Source organism: Salinibacterium amurskyense, assembly GCF_002797685.1.
Classification (GTDB): Bacteria; Actinomycetota; Actinomycetes; order Actinomycetales; family Microbacteriaceae; genus Rhodoglobus; species Rhodoglobus amurskyensis.
The window spans coordinates 564,483-587,399 of record NZ_PGFH01000002.1 but is presented as its reverse complement, the minus strand read 5'-3'; the positions used below and the strand labels follow the sequence as shown (position 1 = coordinate 587,399).

Sequence of the window (22,917 nt, the reverse complement as noted above, 5' to 3'; positions counted from 1 at the left end):
TTAGTCCTTTCCCGCGGTCATCAAGTGCATGAGTCGTTCTTGGGTAGCGTCGGCGCGATCGACCTCGCCGGTGATGGTGCCTTCGGAGATCGCATAGATGCGGTCGCAGAGTCCGAGAAGCTCCGGTAGTTCTGAGGAGATCACGACGACCGCTTTACCCTGGCGGGCGAGGTCGTTGATGATTCCGTAGATTTCGTACTTGGCACCGACATCGATGCCGCGCGTGGGTTCGTCGAGAATCAGGATGTCGGGGCCCGAGAACATCCACTTGCTCAAGACAACCTTTTGCTGGTTGCCGCCCGAGAGGTTGCCCGCGAGCACCGATACGTTCGGAGTTTTGATGTTCATTTGGCCGCGGTAGCCCTCGGCGACTTTGTTCTCCGCGAAACGATCGACGATGCCGAAGCGCGAGAGCTTCGAGAGCGCTGCCGCTGAAATGTTGACGGCGATGCTGCCGATCAGGTTGAGGCCGAAGTGTTTACGGTCTTCGGTGGCGTAGGCGATGCCGTGGCCGATCGCCTCGCTGACAGTCTTGACCGAGATTTCTTTGCCCGCTTTGAAGGCGGTGCCGCTGATGTGGCTGCCATAGGAGCGACCGAAGATGCTCATCGCGAGCTCGGTGCGCCCCGCGCCCATCAGCCCGGCGAACCCGACGATCTCGCCTGCCCGCACTGAGAACGACGCGTTCTCAACAACCTTGCGGGTCGTGTCGACCGGATGATGCACCGTCCAGTTCTCTACCCGGAACAGTTCATCGCCAATCTCGGGCGTGTGCGGCGGGAACATGCTGTCGAGGTCGCGGCCGACCATCGCGCGAATGATGCGCGCTTCCGTGGCATCCGCTTCCTTCATCTCGAAGGTTTCGATGGTTTGGCCATCGCGAATGATGGTGACGGTATCCGCAATGCGGCGAATCTCTTTGAGCTTGTGCGAAATGATGATGCACGTGATGCCCTGACCGCGAAGACTGTTGATGAGGTCGAGCAAGTGTGCCGAGTCTTCATCATTGAGGGCCGCGGTGGGCTCATCCAGAATCAGCAGCTTCACTTGCTTAGAGAGAGCCTTGGCGATCTCTACAAGCTGTTGCTTGCCGACACCGAGTTCGAGCACGGGCGTGCTGGGTAGTTCGTCGAGACCGACGCGCGCGAGCAACATCGTTGCTTCGCGATTGGTCTTGGGCCAGTCGACAACACCGCGCGTGGCGATCTCGTTGCCGAGAAAGATGTTCTCTGCAATAGAGAGGTAGGGGCTCAACGCGAGCTCCTGGTGAATGATGACGATACCGTCGGCCTCAGAATCATTGATCGACCGGTAGGCGGTCTCGTGATTCTCAAAGGTGATGCTGCCGCCATAGCTGCCGACGGGATAGACCCCGCTCAGCACCTTCATGAGGGTTGATTTGCCGGCGCCGTTTTCGCCGCAAATGGCGTGCACGTGTCCGCGCTCGACCTCGAGGCTTACGCCGTCGAGGGCACGAACACCGCCGCTGAAGTCTTTTGTGATCTGGTTCATGCTGAGGATGGCAGTCATGAGTGTGCTCCGCTCGCAGTGACTTTCGGGGGACGGCTACTGTGCCGTCCCCCGAAAGTCGAATCGTATTACTGGGATCTAGCCGGGGCTAGAGTCCTACGTCTGAGGCCTTCAGGAATTCGGAGTCGATGAGCTTCGACTGCACGTCATCCTTCACCACAACCTCCGGCGCGATGAGGAACGCGGGAACAACCTTTTCACCGTTGTCGTACGTCTCGGTGTCGTTGATCTCCGGCTCCTCGCCGTTCATGATTGCCTCTATGAAGCCGAAGACGACGTTGCCCAGCTCGCGGGTGTCCTTCCAGACCGTCATCGACTGTTCCCCAGCGAGGATGTTGACGACGCTAGCCTTGTCGGCATCCTGACCGGTCAAGAGAGGCCAGTCGGTGCCTGCGGTGTAACCAGCGCTGCGAAGCGAAGCGGCAATACCCTGAGCGAGGCTGTCGTTGGGAGAAAGAACGACGTCGATCTTCTCGCCGCCGGTGTAGAACGAACCTAGGCGGTTGTCGAGTTCGGACTGAGCCGAGTCAGACTTCCAGCCGAGAATTCCGATGCTTGCCCAGTCATCGTTGCTCGCCGGAGCCTTGCCCGAGGGAACAACCAGCTGGCCGTTCTCTACATAAGGAAGCAAGACATCCCACGCGCCGGAGAAGAAGAACTTGGCGTTGTTGTCGTCGGGGCTACCGGCGAAAGGCTCAAGGTTGAACGGGCCTGCACCATCGGCTAGTCCGAGCTGTTCTTCAATGAACTCACCCTGAAGCTGACCAACCTTGTAGTTGTCGAACGTCGCGTAGTAGTCGACGTCGGGGGTGCCGTTGATCAGGCGGTCGTAAGCAATGACCGTGATGTCCTGTGCTTTCGCGTCGGCGAGCACGGGAGCAAGGAGCTCTCCGTCGATTGCCGCGATGACGATAACGTCGACGCCGGAAGCGATCTGGTTCTGAATCTGGCTGATCTGAGTGTCGGCCTTGTCATCCGCGTACTGCAGGTCGGCCGAGTAACCGGCGTCTTCGAGCTGAGCTTTGAGGCCTTCGCCGTCGTTGATCCAGCGTTCAAGGCTGCGGGTAGGCATCGAGATACCGACGCTACCGAGGCTGTCTCCTCCGCCTGCTGCTCCACTGCTGCAGGCGGCGAGCCCGAGGGTCATCACGGTCGCTGCTGCGGCCGCAATTATCTTCTTCATTGACATCGTGTTGTCCCTTTCAAATGTGATTGCCGGGCAACAAGCCGGCCACACGGGGGTTTGACCGGCCGAGGCTTGGCTGCGGTCCTCACGAGAGAGACGAAGAGCACGGGCCGGATTACCAGCGCCGTGGAGCGCTACTTCGTTGTATCGCGAGGGGCAGCGGTAAGCGCCCCGTTTTGTTGATAGAGCGAACTTATATTGCTTCATACGTTGAATGCAACAACTTTCGGAAAGTTTCGCCAAATTGATGCCTCAAGTCAGTAAATACGTGGATTTTGTTTTGCTCTCGGAGATTGACGTCTCAGCGTTATCGAAGTATGTTGTTCTCAATAACTTATTGCCAATGCTGTCAACGGAGAGCCTCAATGCCTACACAACCCACCCCCGCCGACAAGTTCTCCTTCGGGCTCTGGACTATCGGCTACAACGGAGCCGACCCCTTCGGAGGCCCAACCCGCGCCCCTCTCGATGTCGTTCACGGCGTTGAAAAGCTCGCCGAGCTGGGCGCCTACGGTCTCACCTTCCACGACGACGACCTCTTCGCTTTTGGATCCACGGATGCCGAACGCCAGAAGCAGATCGACCGCCTGAAGCAAGTTCTCAGCGATACCGGGCTCATCGTGCCGATGGTCACCACCAACCTCTTCAGCGCTCCCGTCTTCAAAGACGGCGGCTTCACCTCCAACGACCGCGGCGTACGTCGCTTTGCTATGCGCAAGGCAATGCGTCAGCTCGAACTCGGTGTTGAGCTTGGCGCCAAGACCTTCGTCATGTGGGGCGGCCGCGAGGGCGCGGAGTACGACTCCGCCAAAGACGTGCGTTCCGCCCTGGAGCGCTACCGCGAAGCTCTCAACCTGTTTGGTGACTATGTCACCGAAAAGGGCTACGACATCCGCTTCGCTATTGAGCCCAAGCCCAACGAGCCCCGCGGCGATATCTTGCTGCCGACTGTTGGACACGCCATTGCGTTCATCGAGACCCTTGAACGCCCTGAACTGTTCGGCGTGAACCCCGAAGTTGGCCACGAGCAGATGGCTGGCTTGAACTTCACTTCGGGCATCGCTCAGGCGCTGTACCAAGACAAGCTGTTCCACATTGACCTCAACGGCCAGCGCGGAATCAAGTACGACCAGGACCTCGTCTTCGGTCACGGCGACCTGCACAACGCGTTCTCGCTCGTCGACCTGCTCGAAAATGGCGGGCCCGACGGCGGCCAGAGCTACACGGGCCCGCGTCACTTCGATTACAAGCCGAGCCGCACCGAAGACGAGTCCGGCGTGTGGGATTCGGCTGCCGCCAACATGCGCACCTACCTGCTCCTCAAGGAGCGCGCGGCAGCCTTCCGCGCCGACCCCGATGTGCAAGAAGCCCTCGAAGCAGCGCGCGTCTTCGAACTGGCCGAGAACACTCTCGGCGAGAATGAAAGCTATGACGACCTGCTGGCAGACCGCGCCTCGTACGAAGACTTCGACTACGAGGCCTACTTCAACGGCAAGGGCTTCGGCTTCGTTCGTCTGCAGCAGCTCGCAACCGAGCACCTCATGGGCGCCCGCTAAATGACCCTCGTCGCGGGGATCGACTCCTCAACCCAGTCCTGCAAGATCGTGATCGTGGATGCCGCGACTGGTGCGCTCGTGCGTACCGGCCGCGCCTCCCATCCGGCCGGCACCGAGGTTGATCCGAACGCCTGGTGGGTGGCCCTCAACGAGGCCATCACCGAAGCGGGTGGATTGGATGACGTCTCCGCGATCTCGGTCGGTGGCCAACAACACGGCATGGTCGTGTTGGATGCCGCCGGCCGGGTCATCCGCCCAGCTCTGCTGTGGAACGACACCCGCTCCGCTGCCGCGGCCGATGCCCTCAGCACGGAGTTTCCCGACCTCGCGGAGCGCACCGGCTCGAAGCCGGTTGCCTCGTTCACGTCGACGAAGCTGCGCTGGTTGCGCGATGCCGAACCCGAGAACGCTGCGCTTGTTGCCGCCGTGTGCCTGCCGCACGACTGGCTGACGTGGCGTTTGCGCGGCTTCGGCCCCGAGAATCCTGAACTGACGGAGCTGGTCACCGACCGTTCCGATGCGAGCGGCACCGGCTACTTCAACTCGGTCACCAACGAGTACGATCTCGACGTTCTCGGTGCAGCCCTGGGCCGTGACGCCTCGGCGATCACCCTCCCCCGCATTGTTGCGCCCGGCGAATCTGCGGGAACGGTTGTCGCCCCGCTCGCGGCGACGACCGCCATTTCAGTAGCATGCGGCGCTGGTGATAACGCCGGAGCCGCACTGGGCCTCGGAGCCCGCGCTGGCGACGTCGTGGTGTCGATCGGCACGAGCGGCACCGTTTTCGCTGTCGCAACCACGCAGATCCCCGACTCCAAGGGCACCGTGGCCGGCTTTGCGGACGCCAGCGGCAACTTTCTCCCGCTCGTCGCCACCATGAACGCCGCGCGCGTGCTCGACAGCACTGCCGCTCTCCTCGACGTGGACCACAACGAACTTGGCGCCCTCGCGCTCGAGTCCGAACCCGGCGCCCACGGCCTCGTTCTTCAGCCCTACTTCGAAGGCGAACGAACCCCCAACCTGCCGGATGCCACAGCAACCCTGTTCGGCATGACACTGGCCTCCACGACCCGGCCGTCACTCGCGCGCGCCGCCATCGAGGGACTGCTGTGCGGTCTCGCGGATGGCCTCGACGCTCTCGTGCGCCAGGGAGTCACCGCCGAGCGCATCCTCCTCATCGGTGGAGCGGCGCAGAATCCGGCCGTCTCAACGATCGCGTCGCAGGTCTTCGCCGTGCCGGTTGTGGTCCCCGAGCCCGGAGAGTACGTCGCCCTCGGTGCCGCAGCTCAGGCGGCGTGGGTGCTCGACGGCACGCGCCCCGACTGGACAATCGCCACTGTCGCGGAGCCCGCATCCGACCACCGTCCCGTCATTCGCGAACAGTACGCGCGCTACGCCGACTAGCCAGCGTCGCCTTCGTGCGCACTCAGCAACCCCCTGAGTAGCATCGCGAGTTGGTCGCGCTCATCGCCACCGAGCGACTCCAGTAGCCGTTCTTCGTTCTCGATGTGGGCGGCGAGCGCGCCTTCAATTACCTCGGCGCCGTGAGGCGTGAGAGCAACGCGAACAGTGCGACGGTTCTCCGGGTCAGTTTCGCGCGAGATGAGCCCCTTGGCCACGAGACGGTCGAGTCGATTGGTGATCGCACCCGAGGTGACCATCGCGCTGTCGGTGAGCGCGCCTGCGGTGAGCCCACGTGGTCCGGCATCCGTTCGCAGCAGAGTGGCGAGGATGTCGAACTCCCCCGGTTGCAGACCGTGCGCTTCGAAGACATCGCTTTGCGCCCGCTCGAGCAGCCGCGTGAGGCGCGAGAGCCGACCGAGCACGCCCATGGCGCTCACGTCGAGCCCGGGGCGCACGGTGGCCCACTGGGCAAGGATGCGGTCGACGCTGTCTGTCATGGCTTCTCGATCTTTCAACGTTGAACTATTTGACGGTTCCAGCATAACCCTCTAGATTGTTTAACGTTAAACTATTGAACATTGAGGACTCCAAATGCACTTGCGCGACACCCTCATCACCGCGATCGCACCCATCGCGTGGGGCACGACCTACATCGTCACGACCGAACTACTGCCCGACGGGCATCCACTGTTCGCCTCCCTCGTGCGCGCCCTCCCCGCCGGCCTGATCGCCCTCGCCCTCACGCGACAACTCCCGCAGGGTGCGTGGTGGTGGAAGTCACTCGTCCTTGGCGTGCTCAACATCGGGGCGTTCTTTCCCCTGCTCTTTATCGCCGCGTATCGACTGCCGGGCGGGGTGGCCGCCACCCTCGGCGCCGCCCAACCCCTCATCGTTGCGGTACTGATCGTCGTCATCCTGCACCAAAGCGCGCCCTGGCGGCTAGTCGCGTGGGGCCTCGTCGGAGCCCTCGGCGTAGCCCTCGTGGTGCTGCGCGCGAGTGCCCAGCTCGACACCATCGGCTTGATCGCCGGACTCGGCGGCACCGCATCCATGGCTCTCGGCGTAATCCTCTCTAAGCACTGGGGCAAGCCGCCCGCCGCCTCCGCACTCAGCTACGCAGGCTGGCTTCTCACCGCGGGCGGACTCTTCTTGCTGCCGATCACCCTGCTCGCCGAAGGCACTCCCGGCGGCGTCACCAGCCCCGCGATTGCCGGCTACACCTGGCTCGGAATCGTCGGCGGCATCGTGGCGTACACGCTCTGGTTCCGCGGTATTCGCATCGTGCCGATCACGTCGCTCGCCGTGCTCGGACTGCTCTCACCACTCACCGCCGCGCTGCTCGGTGCCCTGCTTCTCGGTGAACGTTTCAGCCCGCTTCAACTGCTCGGATTTGGGCTCGCTCTTACCGCCATTGTCGGGGCACAAATCCCACCCCGAAAGCCGTCTGTGGCACCTGCTGGCGAACGCCGCGACCGTCGAGACCAGTAAGTAATTGGTCTAGCAAAACGCCCAAAACCCCAGAAAACACCCCACGTCTTGAGGGGACAGACAGAACGTTCTGGTCAGCATTTATGCGGACTATTTCGAACGACACCCAAATGGGGGTCTACTACCCCGCTTCGGGGGCTTGCATGCTTCAGTAAGCAAGAACCGTAGAGAACCGTGGAACGAACTCCTGGGGGAGGATCAGATGTCAGAGCACGTCATACTGTTTGCTGGCCCCATGGGCGCCGGAAAGACAACTGCCATCCGCGCCCTCAGCGAGATCGAAGTCGTGAGTACCGAGGCCACGAATAGCGACCAAGCGGCCGCCGCCAAAGCCACCACGACCGTCGCTCTCGACTACGGAGAGATCAGCGTCAACGAGGCTGAAAAAGTTCGCCTCTACGGCGTTCCCGGCCAGAAGCGTTTCGACTTCATGTGGACGATCCTTGCCGAACGTGCTGAAGGCGTCATCCTGCTCGTCAATGCGGATGCCGAAAACCCGGTCGAGACCGCCATCGAGTACGTCAAAGAGTTCTTCGCTCTCTACGAGCGTGGCGGAATCGTCATCGGGCTCACCCGCGCCGACCTCGTGCCCACCGCCCTCATTGAGGAATACGCGAACGCACTGGCCGACGAAATGCCCGACGTCATGATTCCCGTCTTCACGGTAGATGGCCGCTCCAACGCCGACATGACCGTGCTACTGATGACTCTCGTTGCCAACGTTGAGCTCAAGCAGGCGATCGCGCCAACACTTTCTAGGAGGGCACGATGAGCATCGTCACCCACCTTGACCCCAAGTACATCTCCCGAGGCGAACTCGCTCTCGGTGGACTCCGCAGTCTTGCCCCGTCTCTTCGCTATGCCTCGCTCCTCACGGAGGATGGATTCAGCGTCGTGAACGTGGAGGGAAAAGAATTCGATAGCAATCGTTTCGCGAGCATGGCCAGTTCGACCCAGGCTCTCGCCGATGCTGTCGCTCGAGAATTGCGACTCGGAGACAACGAGTTCGTTATCGTCGCGGCCGAACAGGGCCACGTCGTTCAGGTGCGAGTCGAAGATCACCCGCTGGTACTCGCAGCCCTGTTCACCGACAAAGCCACCATCGGCACGTCACTGACCGCCGCGCGGCGCACCGCGCGAAGGCTCAACACCCTGCTGATGGCAAAGTAAAACCAAACCCGTTACCCGCACCACCCGAATAACCAGAGCACGCACCACCCGAATAACCCGCAGTAGGACCAGGAACTACGAACAGGTGTGATCACCGTCTAACCCGCAGATCATTTCCTGACTCGAGGATTTTTACCCGAAAAAGCTTGACCGCAATGCACCCTCGGCATTGCATCAGAATTCACGCAGGAGGCGTGAAGATGACTACTTACACAACAAATATCCCCGCCGGCTGGTACCCCGACCCGCTTGGCCTCCCTCAGCTGCGCTGGTGGGACAACCACACGTGGACCGACGAGATCTCTGGAGCACGCGCACCGCTCGTGCACCAGCTGGTCGACGTCGAATTTGCCGACCCGACCGAGGTCGAGTTCGACGAAGAACCTCAACGCGTCGCCGCCTCCACGCCGACCGCCCGCGAGACGACACCCGAGCCCAACCTTGCCAGTACGCTCCGCGAGCTTGAGGCACCGTTGGCCGAGACCGCCGTCGATTCCGCGAGCGCTGGAGACCCCACCGTGGGCTACCGCGACAGCGACGACGACTCTGACCTCACCGCCATCACCTCGGAGTGGGCCCAGGTTGCTGAAGCCATCAAGATGGCCGCAAGTAGCGCTCAGCCGACCGTTCTTGCCATCACCTCGCCCAGCTTCCCGATGCTCGTTATCGACGTTTCGGAGCGCGCGTACTGGTGGAAGGCCGAACTGGCTGACTTTCCGATGTTCCCCACCGACATCAGCATCCGCACCCACGTTCGCGAAGAAGTCATCATGCCCACCGGCGCTGGCTTCGACCTGAACCCGTTGCTGTGGATGATCGGCACCACCGGCTACGCTCACGCTGCCGCTCCGTGGCTCACCGACGGCGCTCGTTACCGTCTGCGCCGCTGGCCCAACATGACGAGCCTCCCGCACGATGCAGACCAGCTGCGGATGACATCCATCCTCAGCCACGCTCCGTTGTCGGCAAAGGAACTCTCCGCCATCGCCGAAACCGAGCAAGTCGCAGCGAACTCACTGCTCGCCGCGCTCAGCCTCATGAACATCCTGCGGGTACTCCCGGGCGCTACCAGCGACGAAATGGGCGCTCCGGCACCCGCACCCGCCCCGCGCGGTTTCTTCGCTCGCTTGCGCGGCCGCCACACCAAGTAGTTCGCACCGTCTTTACGATTTCCAGCCGAGCGGGCGGGTGAGTTACCCGACTCGCCCTCTCGGCTGAATAATCCTTGCCTTCGGATGCATCGCGCTTAGGCTGTACGAATGATCGCGTTGCCGTTGACCTCCGCCCAGTTCGCACGCTGGGCCATCGCTGCCTTTCTGAGCTCCGCCCTCCTCGGAGCCAACCAGTACCTATTTGGCAGCTACGGCGCAATCGGCACACCTCCGGCAGAGTTTCCAGTCTTAGTCACCGTCGTTGGTGCCGCTGTCGGAGTTTTTGCGATCGTGCTTCTCGCGTTCGCCGCTGTCATGACAGGGTTCGCGATCTTAGCCGCATGGAGCACTCGTTCACAGCTGGCGCGAGAGGCCACCGCAGAGACGGTCGAGGACCGCCGCTACACGCTCGATCCGTCGGCGACCGCGCCGCTCTCGCGTCGAACGCGATTGCTGATTAGCGCCGGTGCCGTCCTGGCAATGATGGCCGTAGTCACGATCGGAATCCTGAATATTTACATCTGGAACCCGCTTGCCAAGGCACCCGGGCTCACGCTCGACGAAATCTACGCCGCCATGACCGCAGCGGGAGAACTCGGGCCCGACCCATTGCCGTGGATTTGGGCTATCTTCTGGGCCCTCGTCGCACTCGCTTTCGCAGGCCTCACGGCGTTGCCCACTTTCGCGAACATCATCACCATTCGCGGGATGCTCATCATCAATTTTGTAATTCTGAGCGTTGCGATCTTCTTCCACTGGTTTGCCGGCTTCTCCATGGGCATGGGACTCGCCGACACCTTCTTCGTGAGCGGTGCGGATGCGGCAGGCCCCGGCATGCTTCTCAGCATCGCCGGGCAACTCTTTGCGGTCGCCGCGCTCTTCCTTGCTATCGCCCCGAAACGCACAAACGCGGGCCGCCTGCCGGAGCAGACGACCCGCGTCGTAACGAACTAGCTAGCTTTCGCTGAGCCTCTTAGCTGTGAACCGCAGCAAGGGTGCGGCGGTCGTCGAGCAGCTGAGGCCAGAGCTTGCGGCGGTCGCGCACAACGAAGCCACGAGCGATGAAGCGGTCCTTGCCGTCAAAGCGGGGCTCGTACATTGAACGACCGTGCATGGCGCGCAGGTTGTCGAGCATGAGCAGGTCGCCCGGCTGAAGAACGTGAGCGTCGCGGTGCTCGATGTAGGTTTCGACAACCTTGGCGAGCAGTCGCTGAGCTTCTGCCGTGATGCCGTGCATGAGGTCCTGGTCAACCAGAATGTACGGGTCGTCTTCTGGCCCACGCAAGATGGGGAACGGCCCGCGTACGTCATCCGGGTTCGGAATGTACGGCTGGAACGACTCGTCGATCGTGGTGGCCCACAGCGGCTGGCGCAGCTTGGCCACCTCTTCAGGAGTCATGTTTGCCACCAGCTTGCGACCCGAGAAAGCGTAGGTCTTGGCGTTCTCGTCGCCGCGAAGGGCACCGAGGATGACGTAGTCAGGCTTGAAGTCAGAGAAGCACTGCTCGGTGTGAGCTTCGAGCTCCACCTTCGAGCCCTGCGACTGCTGAGTTACAGCAAGCTTGGGGTTGGGGACCATGTCTTGGATGAGGTGGCCGTTGCCCTCTGCCTCGTAAGCAACCATGCTTCCGAGAAGGTGGGCAAGCATTCCCATTTCTTTTGCAAAAACGGTGCCAGCGCCGAGGCCGCTCTTGTTGTTCAGCGGGGTGTCTGTGAGGTCTTCATCGACGTACAGGCCACGCACAACCATGATGCCGGCTTCAGAGCCAACCTCAGCAAAATTCAGAACAGCGGCACGGACCTCTTCAGGCAGGCTGAAAGCCGCAGCGAGAGCCTGGCGACCGAAGTCATCCGGGTTCTCGTTAGGGTGCGCGGTAATGCGCTCAGCAGCGGTACGAATCTCAGCAGCCATGGCGGCGTCGACAGTGAAAAGGCTCGATTGGAGCTCGTGAACGGTAATGTCGCTCTCCTTGCTTCGTGCGCTGCGCAAGCTGTTGCTCTTGGTGGCCCTGGGAAGGCGCAGTCGCGGACGTTGTCTCCATAGGGAAGACACTTCATAAATTACACCCTCCGCCCCCTAAAACACGAGGATTGCGGGGTCGGCGGGGCCGTGCACAGCAAAAATGTAGCTACGTCATAGGTGATTCGCGGTTGCCCAATCTCGCGCTAAGATTGACCGGCCAGCGGGAGTGGTGAAATTGGTATACACGCAGGATTTAGGTTCCTGTGCTTTCGAGCGTGCGGGTTCAAGTCCCGCCTTCCGCACAACACACAACACACAGCACACGGCGTTCAACGCCCGGCAGCGAGCGCACAGAAAAGGCGCACGCCAAGCTTTCGCTCCTCGTGCGCCTCTTCCAGACCTGATTCCCGGCTAGTGAGCTGTTGCCACTTCTGCGGCGACTTCCGACGTCACCACCGTCTTACCGATCGCGCTCCCGGTTTCCACTAGTGCGTGGGCGGCCCGCAGTTGCTCGGCGTTCAGCGGACTAAACGTGCGGGTGAGCGTGGTGCGAATCTCGCCAGCATCCACCAGATCAGCCACTTCGTCCAGCAGCTCGTGCTGAAGCACCATGTCGGCGGTGTGCTGAGCGGAGCGAGTGAACATGAGCTCCCAGTGCCAGCTGAGAGCCTTGCCCTTGAGCGACAGCAGGTCGAGACCAGCCTCGTCGTCAATGGCCACGATCTCACCAAAGGGCTTGATCAGCTCGACGATCGCGGGCAGGTTCTTGCCGGTCTGCGACGTGAATACCCAGTCCACACCCTCGGGAGCGACCGCGGCGACGTTAGCCGCAAGGTCACCCCGGTGAATGACGACGACATCCGCGCCGAGGTCCGTTACCCAAGCACTGGTTTCTTCGCGCGACGCGGTGGCGATTACCCGCACACCCGTGAGCTTCTTGGCGAGCTGAATGAGCACCGAGCCCACTCCCCCAGCGGCCCCCAGAACCAACAAGGTTCCTGTGCTGTCCTTACTGAGCTTCAGCTTGTGAAAGAGCGCTTCGTAGGCCGTGATGGTCGTAAGCGGCATCGCTGCGGCTTCGGCATGGCTCAGGCTCGACGGCTTGCGACCCACAATGCGCTCATCAACGTGGTGCATACGCGAGTAGGTGCCGGGGCGCGTAATGTCTCCGGCGTACCACACCTCGTCGCCCGGCTGAAAAAGAGTGACGTCGGGGCCGACTGCGGCGACAACGCCAGAGGCGTCCCAGCCAAGAACCCGATCAGCGACTTCTCCACCAGCGCGCACCTTCACATCAACGGGGTTTACCGAAACAGCAACGACTTCTACCAGGATGTCGTGGCCGGTCGGGGCGTCAACGGTCAGTTCGGTGTCGACCAGACTTCCTTCGGTCTCAATCGATCCGCCGGTGCGAGTGACGACGGCGGGGGCTTTCGAGCCGATGCTGAAGTGGGAGGGGGCTGACGAGTTCACTGGGGGTCCTTTGCATGGTCGCTAACGTGTAGCCCTCACGCTAAACCCGCCCTAGTGGTGACCCGCAAGGGAGGCAAGTTACCCCGAGGTAAGTGCTAGACGAGCGCTTGCGCTGACTCAGCGTGCGCTTTCTTGGTGCGCGCGTTCTCGGTGCGCGCCGACTCAGTTCGCTGAGCGTGCTCGAGTTGCGATTCGGCCCACACACGCAGCGCTTCGAGGGGCACGCCTGCTTCGCGCCCGAGTGGCGTGAGCGAGTATTCAACGCGCAAGGGAACTTCGGCAAAGACCGTGCGGTCAACGATTCCGTAGTCTTCGAGCTTGCGCAGGGTGCTCGTGAGCACCTTAGGCGAGATGCCATCGAGGTGACGCTGCAGCTCGCCGAAACGCAACTCGCCGCCCAGCAACGCTCCGATTGCGAGCGCGGACCACTTACTGGCGACGACATCCAGCAGATCGCGGCAGGGGCAGGTGGCGGAGAAAACGTTGCCGACATGAACGTGGTCGTGATCGTGACTCTGGTCGAGACTCATGGTGCCCTTTCGATAGTTACTATCTCTAGGATAGCAATGGAGCCCGAGTTCGGCGAGATCCGGGGGTATTCCCCACAGCGAAGCCCCCTCAGCACCCGTTACTCTGTGAGATACATAGCTACTGTCGCCGACTACGCGCACCTAGCCGACGATTCTGGAGAACCTCTTGGTAGGCACAGCCCTCATACCGTGGCTCGATCCCCAAAACCTGATCACCGGGTTCGGGGCATTCGCGCTGCTCGGCGTTGCCCTCATTGTGTTCTCCGAGACCGGGCTTCTCGTGGGATTCTTCCTCCCCGGCGACACCCTCTTACTCATCACAGGTGTTCTCACCTTTGCCGGCGTCATCGAGTTCGACATCTGGTGGGTCTGTTTGGCCATCAGCCTTGCGGCGTTCCTCGGCGGAGAAGTCGGCTACCTCATCGGACATAAACTCGGCCCTAAAGTGTTCGAACGCAAAGAAACCGGGCTCTTCAGCGTGGAAAATGTGCGCCGCACCAACGCCTTCTTCGCCCGCTTCGGCGGCGCAGCGGTCATCCTCGCTCGCTTCGTTCCCATCGTGCGAACCTTCGCCCCCGTCGCCGCTGGCGTCGGCCACATGGACTACCGCAAGTACTCGCTGTACAACGCGATCGGTGCTCTCACGTGGGGCTCCGGGCTCACCTTCGGCGGGTACCTTCTGGGCTACATCCCGTGGCTCAGCGATTTCATCGTTGAGTACATCGACCTCATTCTGCTCGCCGCCGTCACCCTCACGGTGCTGCCGACCGCGTTCCACTACTTCCGCTCGTCACACCAAGCGAAGAAGGCACGCGAAGCCGGCCAGCCGGATACGCTCAACGATGACGAGGCCGAGGCGCTCGCCCTCAAGCCCAAAGACTTCGACCAAAACCTCAACGACTAACTACGCCGCCGGATGCTCGGCACGAGCTAGCACTGAAAAGTTGGTTACTGCTCAGCGCAGGCTGCGAATGAAGCGCAGGTTACGGCTTCGGCGAACGCTTGCGAATAGCGGTAACGGCCTGCTGAGCTGCGCGACGCACCTCAATATCTTCATCCTTGACAAGGGCCGAAATTACTTCGACGTCGTCGAGAGATCCGACCGTGCCGAGGGCGCGAGCCGCGGAGGCGCGAACACGAGCAGTGTCGTCCTCGAGGAGCGCCACGAGTTCGTCGTGAGCATCGACGCGACGAGTAGCAACAACACGCGTGGCCATCTCGCGAACACGCCACGCTTGGTTAGTGAGAGCGGCGCGTACGGCATCCGCAGCACTGTCGTTCCAGGCGTGCAAGAGCGCACGCGTGCCCCACAGCTCGGGCCAGTACAGCACAGGAGCACCATCGAGGATGCCCTGAGCGTGCTCGCCACCGACGACGAGCAAGAACTCTTTACCCTCGTTGTTGCCCTCGATGAGGGAGACGGCGCGCTCGACTACGGTGTCTTCGCCGTGCCGCTCGCTGGCAGCCGTAATGCGGGCTGCAATAGGGAGAGCAAGGTCAACGGCGTGGGGATCATCATGTTCAGACACGCCTCAACCCTACGTTGTTGTGTCGCTCCGCTCGACCGCTGGCCTTTTACTGCTTGTCGCCGAGCAGTTGCGTGCGCACTACCGGCATGATCACCGCGAATGCTTGCGCTCGGTGACTGAGAGCATCCTTCTGGTCAGAAGTGAGATCTGCCGAGGTACCGGGCTGGCCGTCGGGGCAGAAAATCGGGTCGTAACCGAAGCCTTCCGAGCCACTGCGTTCGCGCGCCACGGTTCCCGGCCAGAGCGCGAGTTCCACGAACTCGTGCGGCTCGTCGCCGGGCACCACAAAGGCGGCAGCGCACGCGAACTGGGCGGCGCGGTGTTCCACACCCTCCATGTTCGTCAGCAGCAGTTCGAGGTTGTCGACGTCGTTGCGCGTTCCTGCATACCGAGCCGAGTGGATGCCGGGGGCACCGCCCAGCGCATCAACGCAGATTCCGGAGTCGTCTGCCAGCGCGGGCAACCCGGTGTGGGCAGCCGCGGCCCGCGCTTTGATGAGCGCATTGGCTTGGAAGGTGTCGCCGTCTTCGACAGGCTCGGGGCCGTCGTAGGCAACGAGTTCGAGCCCGTCGAGAGCGGGGCCGAGGATTCGGCGCAGCTCGGCGACCTTGTGAGCGTTGTGGGTGGCGAGAACAATGCGCATTGGCTAGTTGCCTGCTGCAGCGGAGCCGGGAGCGCCCTCGGCGAGTGAGGCAACCTGGAGGGCGGTGAGGTCGGCGGCTCCCCCGACGGCGAGGTCGAGCAGCGAGTCGAGTTCGCGGCGGTCGAAGGGTGCGCCTTCGGCGGTGCCCTGAACCTCCACGAAGAGACCACGGCCCGTGACGACAACATTCATGTCGGTCTCGGCACGAACGTCTTCGACATAGGCGAGGTCGAGCATGGGCTCACCATCGATGATTCCGACGCTCACGGCAGCCAACGAGTCAAAGAGAGCCCTCGAATTCTTTCCGATGAACTTCTTTTCACGGCCCCATTCGATGGCGTCGGCGAGAGCTACGTACGCACCCGTGATCGCTGCCGTGCGGGTTCCGCCGTCGGCCTGCAGTACGTCACAGTCGATCACGATGGTGTTTTCGCCCAGAGCCTTCATGTCGACGACAGCGCGCAGGCTGCGACCGATGAGGCGCGAGATTTCGTGGGTGCGACCGCCGACCTTGCCCTTGACGGCTTCACGGTCCATGCGGCTGTTCGTGCTGCGGGGAAGCATCGAGTACTCGGCGGTAACCCAGCCTTTACCCTTGCCCGCCATCCAGCGCGGAACGCCATTCGTGAAGGATGCCGTGCACAGCACCTTGGTCTTACCGAACGAGATCAGTGCGGAGCCTTCAGCCTGGTCGCTCCATCCGCGCTCGATCGTGACCTTGCGCAGTTCGTTATTTTCGCGGCCGTCGTGACGTGACATCTGTCTTCTCTCTCTCGGTGAAAACTGGGGTGGGGGTGGGCGCGAAAGCGGATTACTCGCCACCGGGGCGGCGGAGCATCCGAATCGCTAATCGAAGGTGGGGAGGCTAATCACGCCAGTGTCAAAAGTTTCGACGCGCACAATGTTGGGCCCCATGAACCGCGAGGCGAGGCGCGTGAAGCCGAGCTTGTCGGGCCCCGTGGCTTCGAAAGTGTGGCGGGCAGGTTCAGTGGAATTGCGCAGCAGGTTGTGGGCCACGAGCGTGCCGTACACGTCGTAGGCGGTCTCTTCGGCGCTCGAGACGAGTGTTACTTCGCGCCCCATGACGTACTGAATCGCCGCAGAAATGTGCGGGTAGTGCGTGCAACCGAGCACCAAAGTGTCGATTTCGGCGGCCTTGAGCGGTGCGAGATATTCCTCCGCCACGGCGAGCACTTCTGGCCCGGTCGTGACTCCCGCTTCAACGAACTCGACAAAGCGGGGGCAGGCCTGGGTGAATAATTCGATGTCGGATGCCGCAGCAAAGGCATCCTCATAGGCACGCGACTTAATCGTTCCCTCGGTGCCGATCACGCCGACGCGACGATTGCGGGTCTGACGTACTGCCGCCCTCGTCGCGGGCTGGATCACTTCGACCACCTCGATGCCGTAGGCCTCGGTGTAGCGCTCCCGGGCATCCCGCAGCATCGCTGCCGAGGCGGTATTGCACGCGATCACGAGCAGCTTCACGCCGTCGTCAACCAAGCGGTCCATGACTTCGAGGGCGTAGCGGCGAACATCCGCTATCGGCTTGGGTCCGTACGGTGAGTGAAGGGTGTCACCGACATAAACGATGGACTCGTGCGGCAACTGGTCGATGATGGCGCGGGCTACGGTGAGGCCGCCGACTCCGGAATCGAAAACGCCAATGGGTGCATCAGTCACGCCTTCAATCGTAGTGGTGGATGCCCGAAGACTCCCCGCCAACCGTGAGGGACTGTCGCGTACGCTGGTCGGGTGAGTACCGCTCTGCTAACAGACCAATACGAGCTGACCATGCTCGACGCCGCAATCGGCAGTGGCCGCCACGAACGCCAGTGCGTGTTCGAAGTGTTCGCCCGCCGCCTACCTGACAGCCGCCGTTATGGCATCGTGGCTGGCACCGGCCGCCTGCTCGAGCTGATCGAAGAGTTCCGCTTCGGTGACGAAGAGCTCGGCTTTCTGGCGCGCAATTCGATCGTGAGCCCCACGACCATCGACTGGCTTGCCAACTACCGCTTCACGGGAGACATCAGCGGGTATCGCGAGGGCGACGCCTACTTCCCCGGCTCCCCCGTGCTCACCGTCGAAGGCACCTTCGCCGAGGCAGTGCTGCTCGAAACTCTCGCGCTCAGCGTGCTGAACTACGACTCGGCCGTGGCATCCGCTGCGGCGCGCATGGTGTCTGCCGCCGGCGCGCGGCCCATCGCGGAGATGGGATCGCGGCGCACGGGCGAACGGTCGGCCGTGGCATCCGCTCGCGCTGCGTATATCGCGGGCTTCAGCGCGACCAGCAATCTCGAAGCAGGACGCAGTTGGGGCGTGCCGACGATGGGTACTGCCGCCCACTCGTTCACGCTGCTGCACGACTCCGAAGAAGAAGCTTTTCAGGCCCAGGTGGATGCGCTCGGTCCCTCGACCACGCTGCTCGTCGACACCTACGATGTCGAGAACGCCGTCGAGCTCGCAGTGAAGGTTGCCGGCACCGGGCTTGGCGCGGTGCGCATCGACTCCGGTGACCTCGCCACTCAGGTTGCGTCGGTTCGCGCTCAGCTCGATTCACTCGGCGCCACAAAAACTCGCATCACCGTCACGAACGATCTCGATGAGCACGCGATTGCTGCGTTGCGCGCCGCGCCCGTTGACTCGTTCGGCGTTGGCACCTCGGTCGTCACCGGTTCGGGATACCCGGCCGCCGGCATGGTCTACAAACTCGTCGCTCACCACAACGAAGCGGGCGAATGGGTGTCGGTTGCCAAGAAGTCCACCGCCAAGGCGACGGTAGGCGGCCACAAGGCGGCGATTCGCACGATGGAGAACGGTGTTGCGTCATCCGAACTGATCTATCAAACCGTGGATGCCCGGCCCGAGGTCGAGGGCCGCGAACTAATCGTGCCGCTCATGACCGCAGGAACGGCGGATGCTCAGTGGCTCGGTGATGGCGGAACGCTTGCTGCGCGTGATCACCGCGAGGATGCCATGGCCGAGCTGCCGCAGACTGCCTTCCGGCTTTCTCGCGGCGAGCCCGTGCTGCCCACGCTGTATCGCTAGGGCTTCATCTTTTCGTAAACGTCTTTGCAGGTTGGGCAGACCGGGAACTTCTCGGGGTCGCGACCGGGCGTCCACAGCTTGCCGCAGAGCGCACGGATCGGCTTGCCCGATAGCGCCGATTCCATGATCTTGTTCTTGGGGGCGTAGTGCGAGAAGCGCTCGTGGTCGCCCTCTTCAACCTGCTCTTGGTTGAGCAGTTCTTCGAGTTCGCGGTCGAGAGTGTCGGTTCCGCCGCCTGTGATATCGGTGTCAGCCATGGGCCAATTCTACTTCCGTCGCGGTGAGCTGGTGTCTGTGATTCTGCTGACACGGCTCAGGGGGTTGGTCAGTTTTGTGAGGAGAGCGCCAGCAGCTCTGGGCCGCGGCGCACCATGATGCGTCCACCCCAGTACACGCCGATGACGAGCACGAGCAGACCGAGCGGTACCCCGACGATGAACGCGGCCCAGTGTGGCTGCAGTTCGGTGAAGGGGTTGAAGAACACTACGGCGAGCACGGGAAGCGCGAACAGGATCGAGAGCGCGAACGTGAAAGACTGCACGGTGGCCGCGTTCGAGACGAGGGCCTGGGGCTGGATAAAGGCACCGTGCCCGGGCAGCGGCGCTGCGTAGGGGAAGGCGGCGGAGCTGACGCTCGAGATGCCAAGCCCGGCGAAGAGCACACAGAGGCTGAGCCCGATCAAACCCGGAAGTGCTTCGTCGTTGCCGACGATCACGACCGTAATGATGCTTCCGACCACGGCGAGCGGGATGCCGACCAGGAGGTTAGGGACGATGCGCCCCCAGCGGTCGTCAGCACCACGCGTGTGGGCCGAGACGTGAGTCCAGAGTGCCGTGTTGTCGTGGGCGACGTCGTTGTGTGCGCTCCAGCCGAGGAACAAACACATGACGGGCACGGGAATCCAGGCGATAACGTCGGCGCCGATACCGCCGACGAGAAGCGCTGCCACCATTCCGATGGGGATGATGGGGATTGCAGCGAGAGCAACGAAGTAGCGTGCATCCCGAGCCCAGTAGCTGAGGCTGCGGGCGGCGATTGCGCCGAGGGGCGTTGCCGGCATGAGACGGAACCAGCCCAAGCCGGAACGGTATGTTTCGACGGCGCTGCGTTCGGGTCGAGCCAGAACGTACCCCATGAGGAAGTACCAGCAGGCCGCGAGAATCGCGAGGAACCCGAGGGCGATCGCGAGCTTGGCGACGACGTCACTGCTGTCGCCGGTTGCTGCCGATGCTGGCGCACTGAAGGCGACGCCGAGGGGCGTCCATTCCAGAACCGCGGCGACTCGTCGAATCACGGGCAGCACTTGCGATTGGTAGTCGGCGAGCGCCAGCATCACGGCGATCGGTAGCGAGGCCACCACGAGGGTGATCGCTACGATGCCGAAGCCTTCGCGCAGGCGGCGGGTGCTCAGGTAGCGGGCGGCGATGAGGCTCGCGAGGCGAGCTCCGACTACCGCCGTGGCGATCACGATGAGCCCTGAAAGCACCGAGACGAGGGCGGATGCCACGGTTCCCGACCAGGCGACGATTTGCGCGATAGTGAGCCCCACCAGCATGACGGTGGGGATGCTGATAGCGCCGACGAGCAGCAGCAGCGCTGCGAGCTTGATGCGCGTCAGCGGCAGGTACGAGAAGCGGCGCGGGTCGAGCGGGTCATCCGCGTTCCAGCCGAGTGGCATCACTAGGAACCCGATGAGTACCGCTGAGCCGAAGACCACGAGGGTCGCTCCTGCTACTTCTACGGTGGTGCTGCGCAGGTTTGCTACGGCAGAAATGGCGATCAGGAAGAGTACGGCGCTGTAGATCAGCACCAATCCCATGGCGGATGCTACGAGCGGCCCCCGGCGAAAAGCGTTCGCAAGGAGGGTGAGTTTCAGTCGGAGAAACTGCTTAACCACTCGAGCCCTCCCCCGCTGGAATTCTTACCGGTCAGCTGTACGAAGCGGTCTTCGAGCGACATTCCGTTGCGCACTTCGTCGATGGTGCCGTCGGCAAGCAGCTTGCCTTCAACAATGACGGCGACGTGGCTGCAGACGCGCTGCACGAGTTCCATGCGGTGGCTCGAGAGCAGTACGGTGCCGCCGGCGTTGACGTATTGCTTGAGGATGCGCGTGACAGTAGCGGCCGACACCGGGTCGACGGATTCGAACGGTTCGTCGAGCACGAGCAGTCGCGGCGAGTGAATCATGGCGGCGGCGAGCGCAACCTTCTTGAGCATTCCCGACGAGTAGTCGCTGACGAGTCGCCCCATGACGTCATCGAGCCCGAAGGCCGTCGCGAGGTCGGCGGACCGTTTGCGCACCTCGGTCGAGTTGAGACCGCGCAGCACTCCCGAGTAGTAGAGCAGTTGCGAGCCCGTAAGGCGGTCGAAGATGCGCAGACGGTCGGGCAGCACGCCGATGGAGCGCTTGGCTACCTCTGGCGATTCCCACACGTCGACGCCGTTGACGGTCGCGTTGCCCGAGTCGGGGCGCAGCAAACCGGTGATCATTGAGAGGGTCGTGGTCTTACCGGCGCCGTTGGGGCCAACGATTCCGTAGAACACTCCCGCGCGCACGCTGAGGCGAATGTCGTCAACAGCAACCGTGTCGCCGAAGTCCTTCGAGAGTCCGTTCACCTGTAAGACGACGTCTTCGGATGTCGCTTCGAGTCCATGAGAAACGGTGGCGTCCACGGCAACCAGAGCTGCGCTCGCGTCATCCGTTTCGGGAGCTGCGACGTCATCGCTCTCGAGCTCGACAACAATCGTCGGAGCGTCCGAACTGAGTTGCTCGTCCTCGGGCGCAGCAGTCTCGGGCTTTGCCTCTACAGGCGCGGCCGTCGTTGACTTCGCGGCGTCCGTTTGGGTGACGTCCTCTTCCGCGGCTGGTACCTCGTCTGCTGGCCGCTCGACTGAGTTGGCCTCGATCGAGCTCGCGTCAGCCTTGATTTCGGTTACATCAGCATCAGCATCAGCATCAGCCGTCTCAGCCGCAAGACGCTCAGCCTCAACGCGCTCTGCTTCTGCTTCGGCTTCTGCCTTTTCAGCTTCGGCTTCGGCTTCTGCCTTTTCGGCTTCAGCTCGTTCCGCTTCAAACTTGTCGGTCTCGGCTTTTTCAGCGGCGGCCTTTTCGTCTGCGAGCTTCTGCGCGGCAGCCTTCTGGGCGGCAGCTTCGGCGGCCGGAGCGGCAAACTGCGAGGCGAGGGCGCGCAAACGCGCCAGGCCGGCAAGTACAGCATCCGGCTTCTCTACGGCAGCAGGCGCCTCGTCGGTGTCTTTCGCGTCTGCGGTGGCATCCGCGGTGTCGTCGGCAGAACTTTCCGTGTCGTCTGCGTTATCGGCATCGATGCCGACCTTTGAGGCATCAGTGTCTGTGTCAGGCGCATCGACGTGCGCGGTCTCGGCCTCAGCCTCGGGCACCCCGTCAGTGGTGATTTCGACGGCGGCGGTTTCGACGACTTCAGCGTCATCAGTGGCGCTGCCGGCGACGGCAGCGTCCACAGCGGGGGCAGTCGGCTTCGGCGACTCAGAGCGGGGGCTCGTGGGCTTCGGGGCGCTCGGCTTGGGAGCCTGCGGCTTCGGGGCTCCGGGCTTGGGCGCGGCAACGCCAGCAACCGCAGCACCGGCAGTAGCGCCAGCCTCACTGGGCGACTCAACTACGACATCCACCGACTCGCTCGTGCTGTTGTCGCTGCTGGTGAGGGTGCGCTCGGCATCCTCGGCTGCGGTAACAACGGTCTCCGGCTTCGCGCCAGCAGCGCGCGAGGCGGGCTTCTTGGCTGCGGCAGGCTTGGAGGTTCTGGAGTTCTTCGTGGCCGACGTCTTTGCGCCAGCGCTGGCAGCAGTCGATGACTTCGACGCGGGGCGCTTTGCCGCAGCACTCGGCTTGGCGGCGCCCGGCTTCGCGGTAGCGCTTTTCGCCGCTACGGATGACGGCTTCGGAACCGTCGACTCTTCGGGAGCGGGCGTCGCGTTGGTCGCGGCGGCGCTCGTCGAGCGGGCAGGCGTCTTACGGGCTGCAGGCTTCTTGGCGGCAGGCTTACGAGTAGCAGAAGCTGAGGGCTTGGCGGCAGACGATTTCGCTTGAGAACCACGGGCCGTTGCCGGCTTTCGGGTGCTGCTCGCGGGCTTCGTTACCGGCGTTTCAACAGTCTTCTTGCCCTCGTCGGGTGTCTGGGCATTTTCCACTGTCCAAACCTACCAAGCAGTTGCCGTGAGAATGAGCGTGTATCACAAATAGGCAACAACCCAGTTAAATCTATGGAGT

At 62.6% G+C, this 22,917-nt stretch carries 22 protein-coding genes and 1 tRNA gene; 10 read left to right on the top strand and 13 right to left on the bottom strand.

The genetic code is table 11. The features are described from left to right. Together mmsA and chvE are read right to left on the bottom strand one after the other, a co-directional pair. Positions 1-1,530 (bottom strand): multiple monosaccharide ABC transporter ATP-binding protein, encoded by a 1,530-nt coding sequence (gene mmsA / locus CLV85_RS11935; RefSeq protein ID WP_100389831.1) that lies wholly within the window; start codon positions 1,528-1,530, stop codon positions 1-3. A gap of 88 nt (positions 1,531-1,618) precedes the next feature. Beyond that, on the bottom strand, positions 1,619-2,719 hold the full coding sequence (chvE, locus tag CLV85_RS11930) for a multiple monosaccharide ABC transporter substrate-binding protein (RefSeq protein ID WP_100389830.1): 1,101 nt from the start codon (positions 2,717-2,719) through the stop codon (positions 1,619-1,621). Between the two features lie 362 nt (positions 2,720-3,081). On the opposite strand from chvE, the gene xylA reads away from it, so the two are divergent. Both xylA and xylB read left to right on the top strand, forming a co-directional pair. Next, positions 3,082-4,272 carry a xylose isomerase gene (gene xylA / locus CLV85_RS11925; protein ID WP_100389829.1) on the top strand — a complete coding sequence of 397 codons (1,191 nt, stop codon included), beginning with the start codon at positions 3,082-3,084 and terminating at the stop codon, positions 4,270-4,272. Beyond that, the gene (gene xylB / locus CLV85_RS11920) at positions 4,273-5,676 is read left to right on the top strand and encodes a xylulokinase (RefSeq protein WP_100389828.1); all 1,404 of its coding nucleotides are present in this window, start codon (positions 4,273-4,275) and stop codon (positions 5,674-5,676) included. On the opposite strand, the gene CLV85_RS11915 is transcribed toward xylB, so the two are convergent. Continuing rightward, positions 5,673-6,173 carry a MarR family winged helix-turn-helix transcriptional regulator gene (locus CLV85_RS11915; RefSeq protein WP_100389827.1) on the bottom strand — a complete coding sequence of 167 codons (501 nt, stop codon included), beginning with the start codon at positions 6,171-6,173 and terminating at the stop codon, positions 5,673-5,675. The two genes, xylB and CLV85_RS11915, sit on opposite strands and share 4 nt — an antisense overlap. Positions 6,174-6,267: 94 nt before the next feature. Here CLV85_RS11915 and CLV85_RS11910 point away from each other — a divergent pair, with 94 nt between their 5' ends. From CLV85_RS11910 to CLV85_RS11890, 5 genes are all read left to right on the top strand, one after another. Next, the gene (locus CLV85_RS11910) at positions 6,268-7,164 is read left to right on the top strand and encodes an EamA family transporter (RefSeq protein WP_100389826.1); all 897 of its coding nucleotides are present in this window, start codon (positions 6,268-6,270) and stop codon (positions 7,162-7,164) included. A gap of 202 nt (positions 7,165-7,366) precedes the next feature. Beyond that, positions 7,367-7,936 (top strand): GTP-binding protein, encoded by a 570-nt coding sequence (locus tag CLV85_RS11905; protein WP_100389825.1) that lies wholly within the window; start codon positions 7,367-7,369, stop codon positions 7,934-7,936. After that, on the top strand, positions 7,933-8,334 hold the full coding sequence (locus tag CLV85_RS11900; RefSeq protein WP_100389824.1) for a roadblock/LC7 domain-containing protein: 402 nt from the start codon (positions 7,933-7,935) through the stop codon (positions 8,332-8,334). The genes CLV85_RS11905 and CLV85_RS11900 overlap by 4 nt, the downstream gene beginning before the upstream one ends. 200 nt (positions 8,335-8,534) lie before the next feature. Next, a complete protein-coding gene (locus CLV85_RS11895; protein ID WP_100389823.1) occupies positions 8,535-9,485 on the top strand; it encodes a DUF2510 domain-containing protein in 951 nt (316 codons plus the stop codon). A 108-nt stretch (positions 9,486-9,593) separates the two neighbouring features. Continuing rightward, positions 9,594-10,439: a hypothetical protein gene (locus CLV85_RS11890; protein WP_100389822.1), complete on the top strand. Its 846-nt coding sequence runs from the start codon at positions 9,594-9,596 to the stop codon at positions 10,437-10,439. 19 nt (positions 10,440-10,458) lie between these two features. Here CLV85_RS11890 and CLV85_RS11885 read toward each other — a convergent pair whose 3' ends face one another. Beyond that, the gene (locus tag CLV85_RS11885; protein ID WP_205030382.1) at positions 10,459-11,475 is read right to left on the bottom strand and encodes a TauD/TfdA family dioxygenase; all 1,017 of its coding nucleotides are present in this window, start codon (positions 11,473-11,475) and stop codon (positions 10,459-10,461) included. A gap of 193 nt (positions 11,476-11,668) precedes the next feature. On the opposite strand from CLV85_RS11885, the gene CLV85_RS11880 reads away from it, so the two are divergent. Continuing rightward, positions 11,669-11,750: transfer RNA gene (locus tag CLV85_RS11880), tRNA-Leu, on the top strand. A 109-nt stretch (positions 11,751-11,859) separates the two neighbouring features. Here CLV85_RS11880 and CLV85_RS11875 read toward each other — a convergent pair. Further along, on the bottom strand, positions 11,860-12,921 hold the full coding sequence (locus CLV85_RS11875) for a zinc-binding alcohol dehydrogenase family protein (protein ID WP_100389821.1): 1,062 nt from the start codon (positions 12,919-12,921) through the stop codon (positions 11,860-11,862). A 95-nt stretch (positions 12,922-13,016) separates the two neighbouring features. After that, positions 13,017-13,451, bottom strand: coding sequence for a winged helix-turn-helix transcriptional regulator (locus CLV85_RS11870; protein WP_100389820.1), 435 nt, complete (start codon positions 13,449-13,451; stop codon positions 13,017-13,019). Positions 13,452-13,617: 166 nt separating this feature from the next. Between CLV85_RS11870 and CLV85_RS11865 the strand changes: the two genes are divergently transcribed. After that, positions 13,618-14,355 (top strand): DedA family protein, encoded by a 738-nt coding sequence (locus CLV85_RS11865; RefSeq protein WP_100389819.1) that lies wholly within the window; start codon positions 13,618-13,620, stop codon positions 14,353-14,355. 79 nt (positions 14,356-14,434) lie between these two features. Here the strand turns inward: CLV85_RS11865 and CLV85_RS11860 are convergent, their stop codons facing one another. The 4 genes from CLV85_RS11860 to murI all read right to left on the bottom strand — a co-directional run bounded on the left by CLV85_RS11860 (position 14,435) and on the right by murI (position 17,306). Further along, entirely contained in the window at positions 14,435-14,980 is a 546-nt protein-coding gene (locus CLV85_RS11860) for a HEAT repeat domain-containing protein (RefSeq protein WP_100389818.1), read from the bottom strand. 46 nt (positions 14,981-15,026) lie between these two features. After that, positions 15,027-15,623: an RdgB/HAM1 family non-canonical purine NTP pyrophosphatase gene (rdgB, locus tag CLV85_RS11855; RefSeq protein WP_100389817.1), complete on the bottom strand. Its 597-nt coding sequence runs from the start codon at positions 15,621-15,623 to the stop codon at positions 15,027-15,029. 3 nt (positions 15,624-15,626) lie between these two features. Then, on the bottom strand, positions 15,627-16,382 hold the full coding sequence (gene rph / locus CLV85_RS11850) for a ribonuclease PH (RefSeq protein ID WP_100389816.1): 756 nt from the start codon (positions 16,380-16,382) through the stop codon (positions 15,627-15,629). Positions 16,383-16,469: 87 nt separating this feature from the next. Then, on the bottom strand, positions 16,470-17,306 hold the full coding sequence (murI, locus tag CLV85_RS11845; protein WP_100389815.1) for a glutamate racemase: 837 nt from the start codon (positions 17,304-17,306) through the stop codon (positions 16,470-16,472). Between the two features lie 111 nt (positions 17,307-17,417). On the opposite strand from murI, the gene CLV85_RS11840 reads away from it, so the two are divergent. Continuing rightward, a complete protein-coding gene (locus CLV85_RS11840; RefSeq protein WP_100389814.1) occupies positions 17,418-18,671 on the top strand; it encodes a nicotinate phosphoribosyltransferase in 1,254 nt (417 codons plus the stop codon). Here the strand turns inward: CLV85_RS11840 and CLV85_RS11835 are convergent. The 3 genes from CLV85_RS11835 to CLV85_RS13630 all read right to left on the bottom strand — a co-directional run bounded on the left by CLV85_RS11835 (position 18,668) and on the right by CLV85_RS13630 (position 22,838). Further along, positions 18,668-18,928 (bottom strand): DUF3039 domain-containing protein, encoded by a 261-nt coding sequence (locus tag CLV85_RS11835; protein ID WP_100389813.1) that lies wholly within the window; start codon positions 18,926-18,928, stop codon positions 18,668-18,670. The genes CLV85_RS11840 and CLV85_RS11835 overlap by 4 nt on opposite strands. A 68-nt stretch (positions 18,929-18,996) precedes the next feature. Continuing rightward, a complete protein-coding gene (locus tag CLV85_RS11830; RefSeq protein ID WP_100389812.1) occupies positions 18,997-20,568 on the bottom strand; it encodes a hypothetical protein in 1,572 nt (523 codons plus the stop codon). Continuing rightward, positions 20,544-22,838, bottom strand: a complete 2,295-nt coding sequence (locus CLV85_RS13630) for an ATP-binding cassette domain-containing protein (RefSeq protein WP_308430454.1) — start codon at positions 22,836-22,838, stop codon at positions 20,544-20,546. Before CLV85_RS13630 ends, CLV85_RS11830 begins: the two co-directional genes overlap by 25 nt. Positions 22,839-22,917 lie beyond the last annotated feature (79 nt).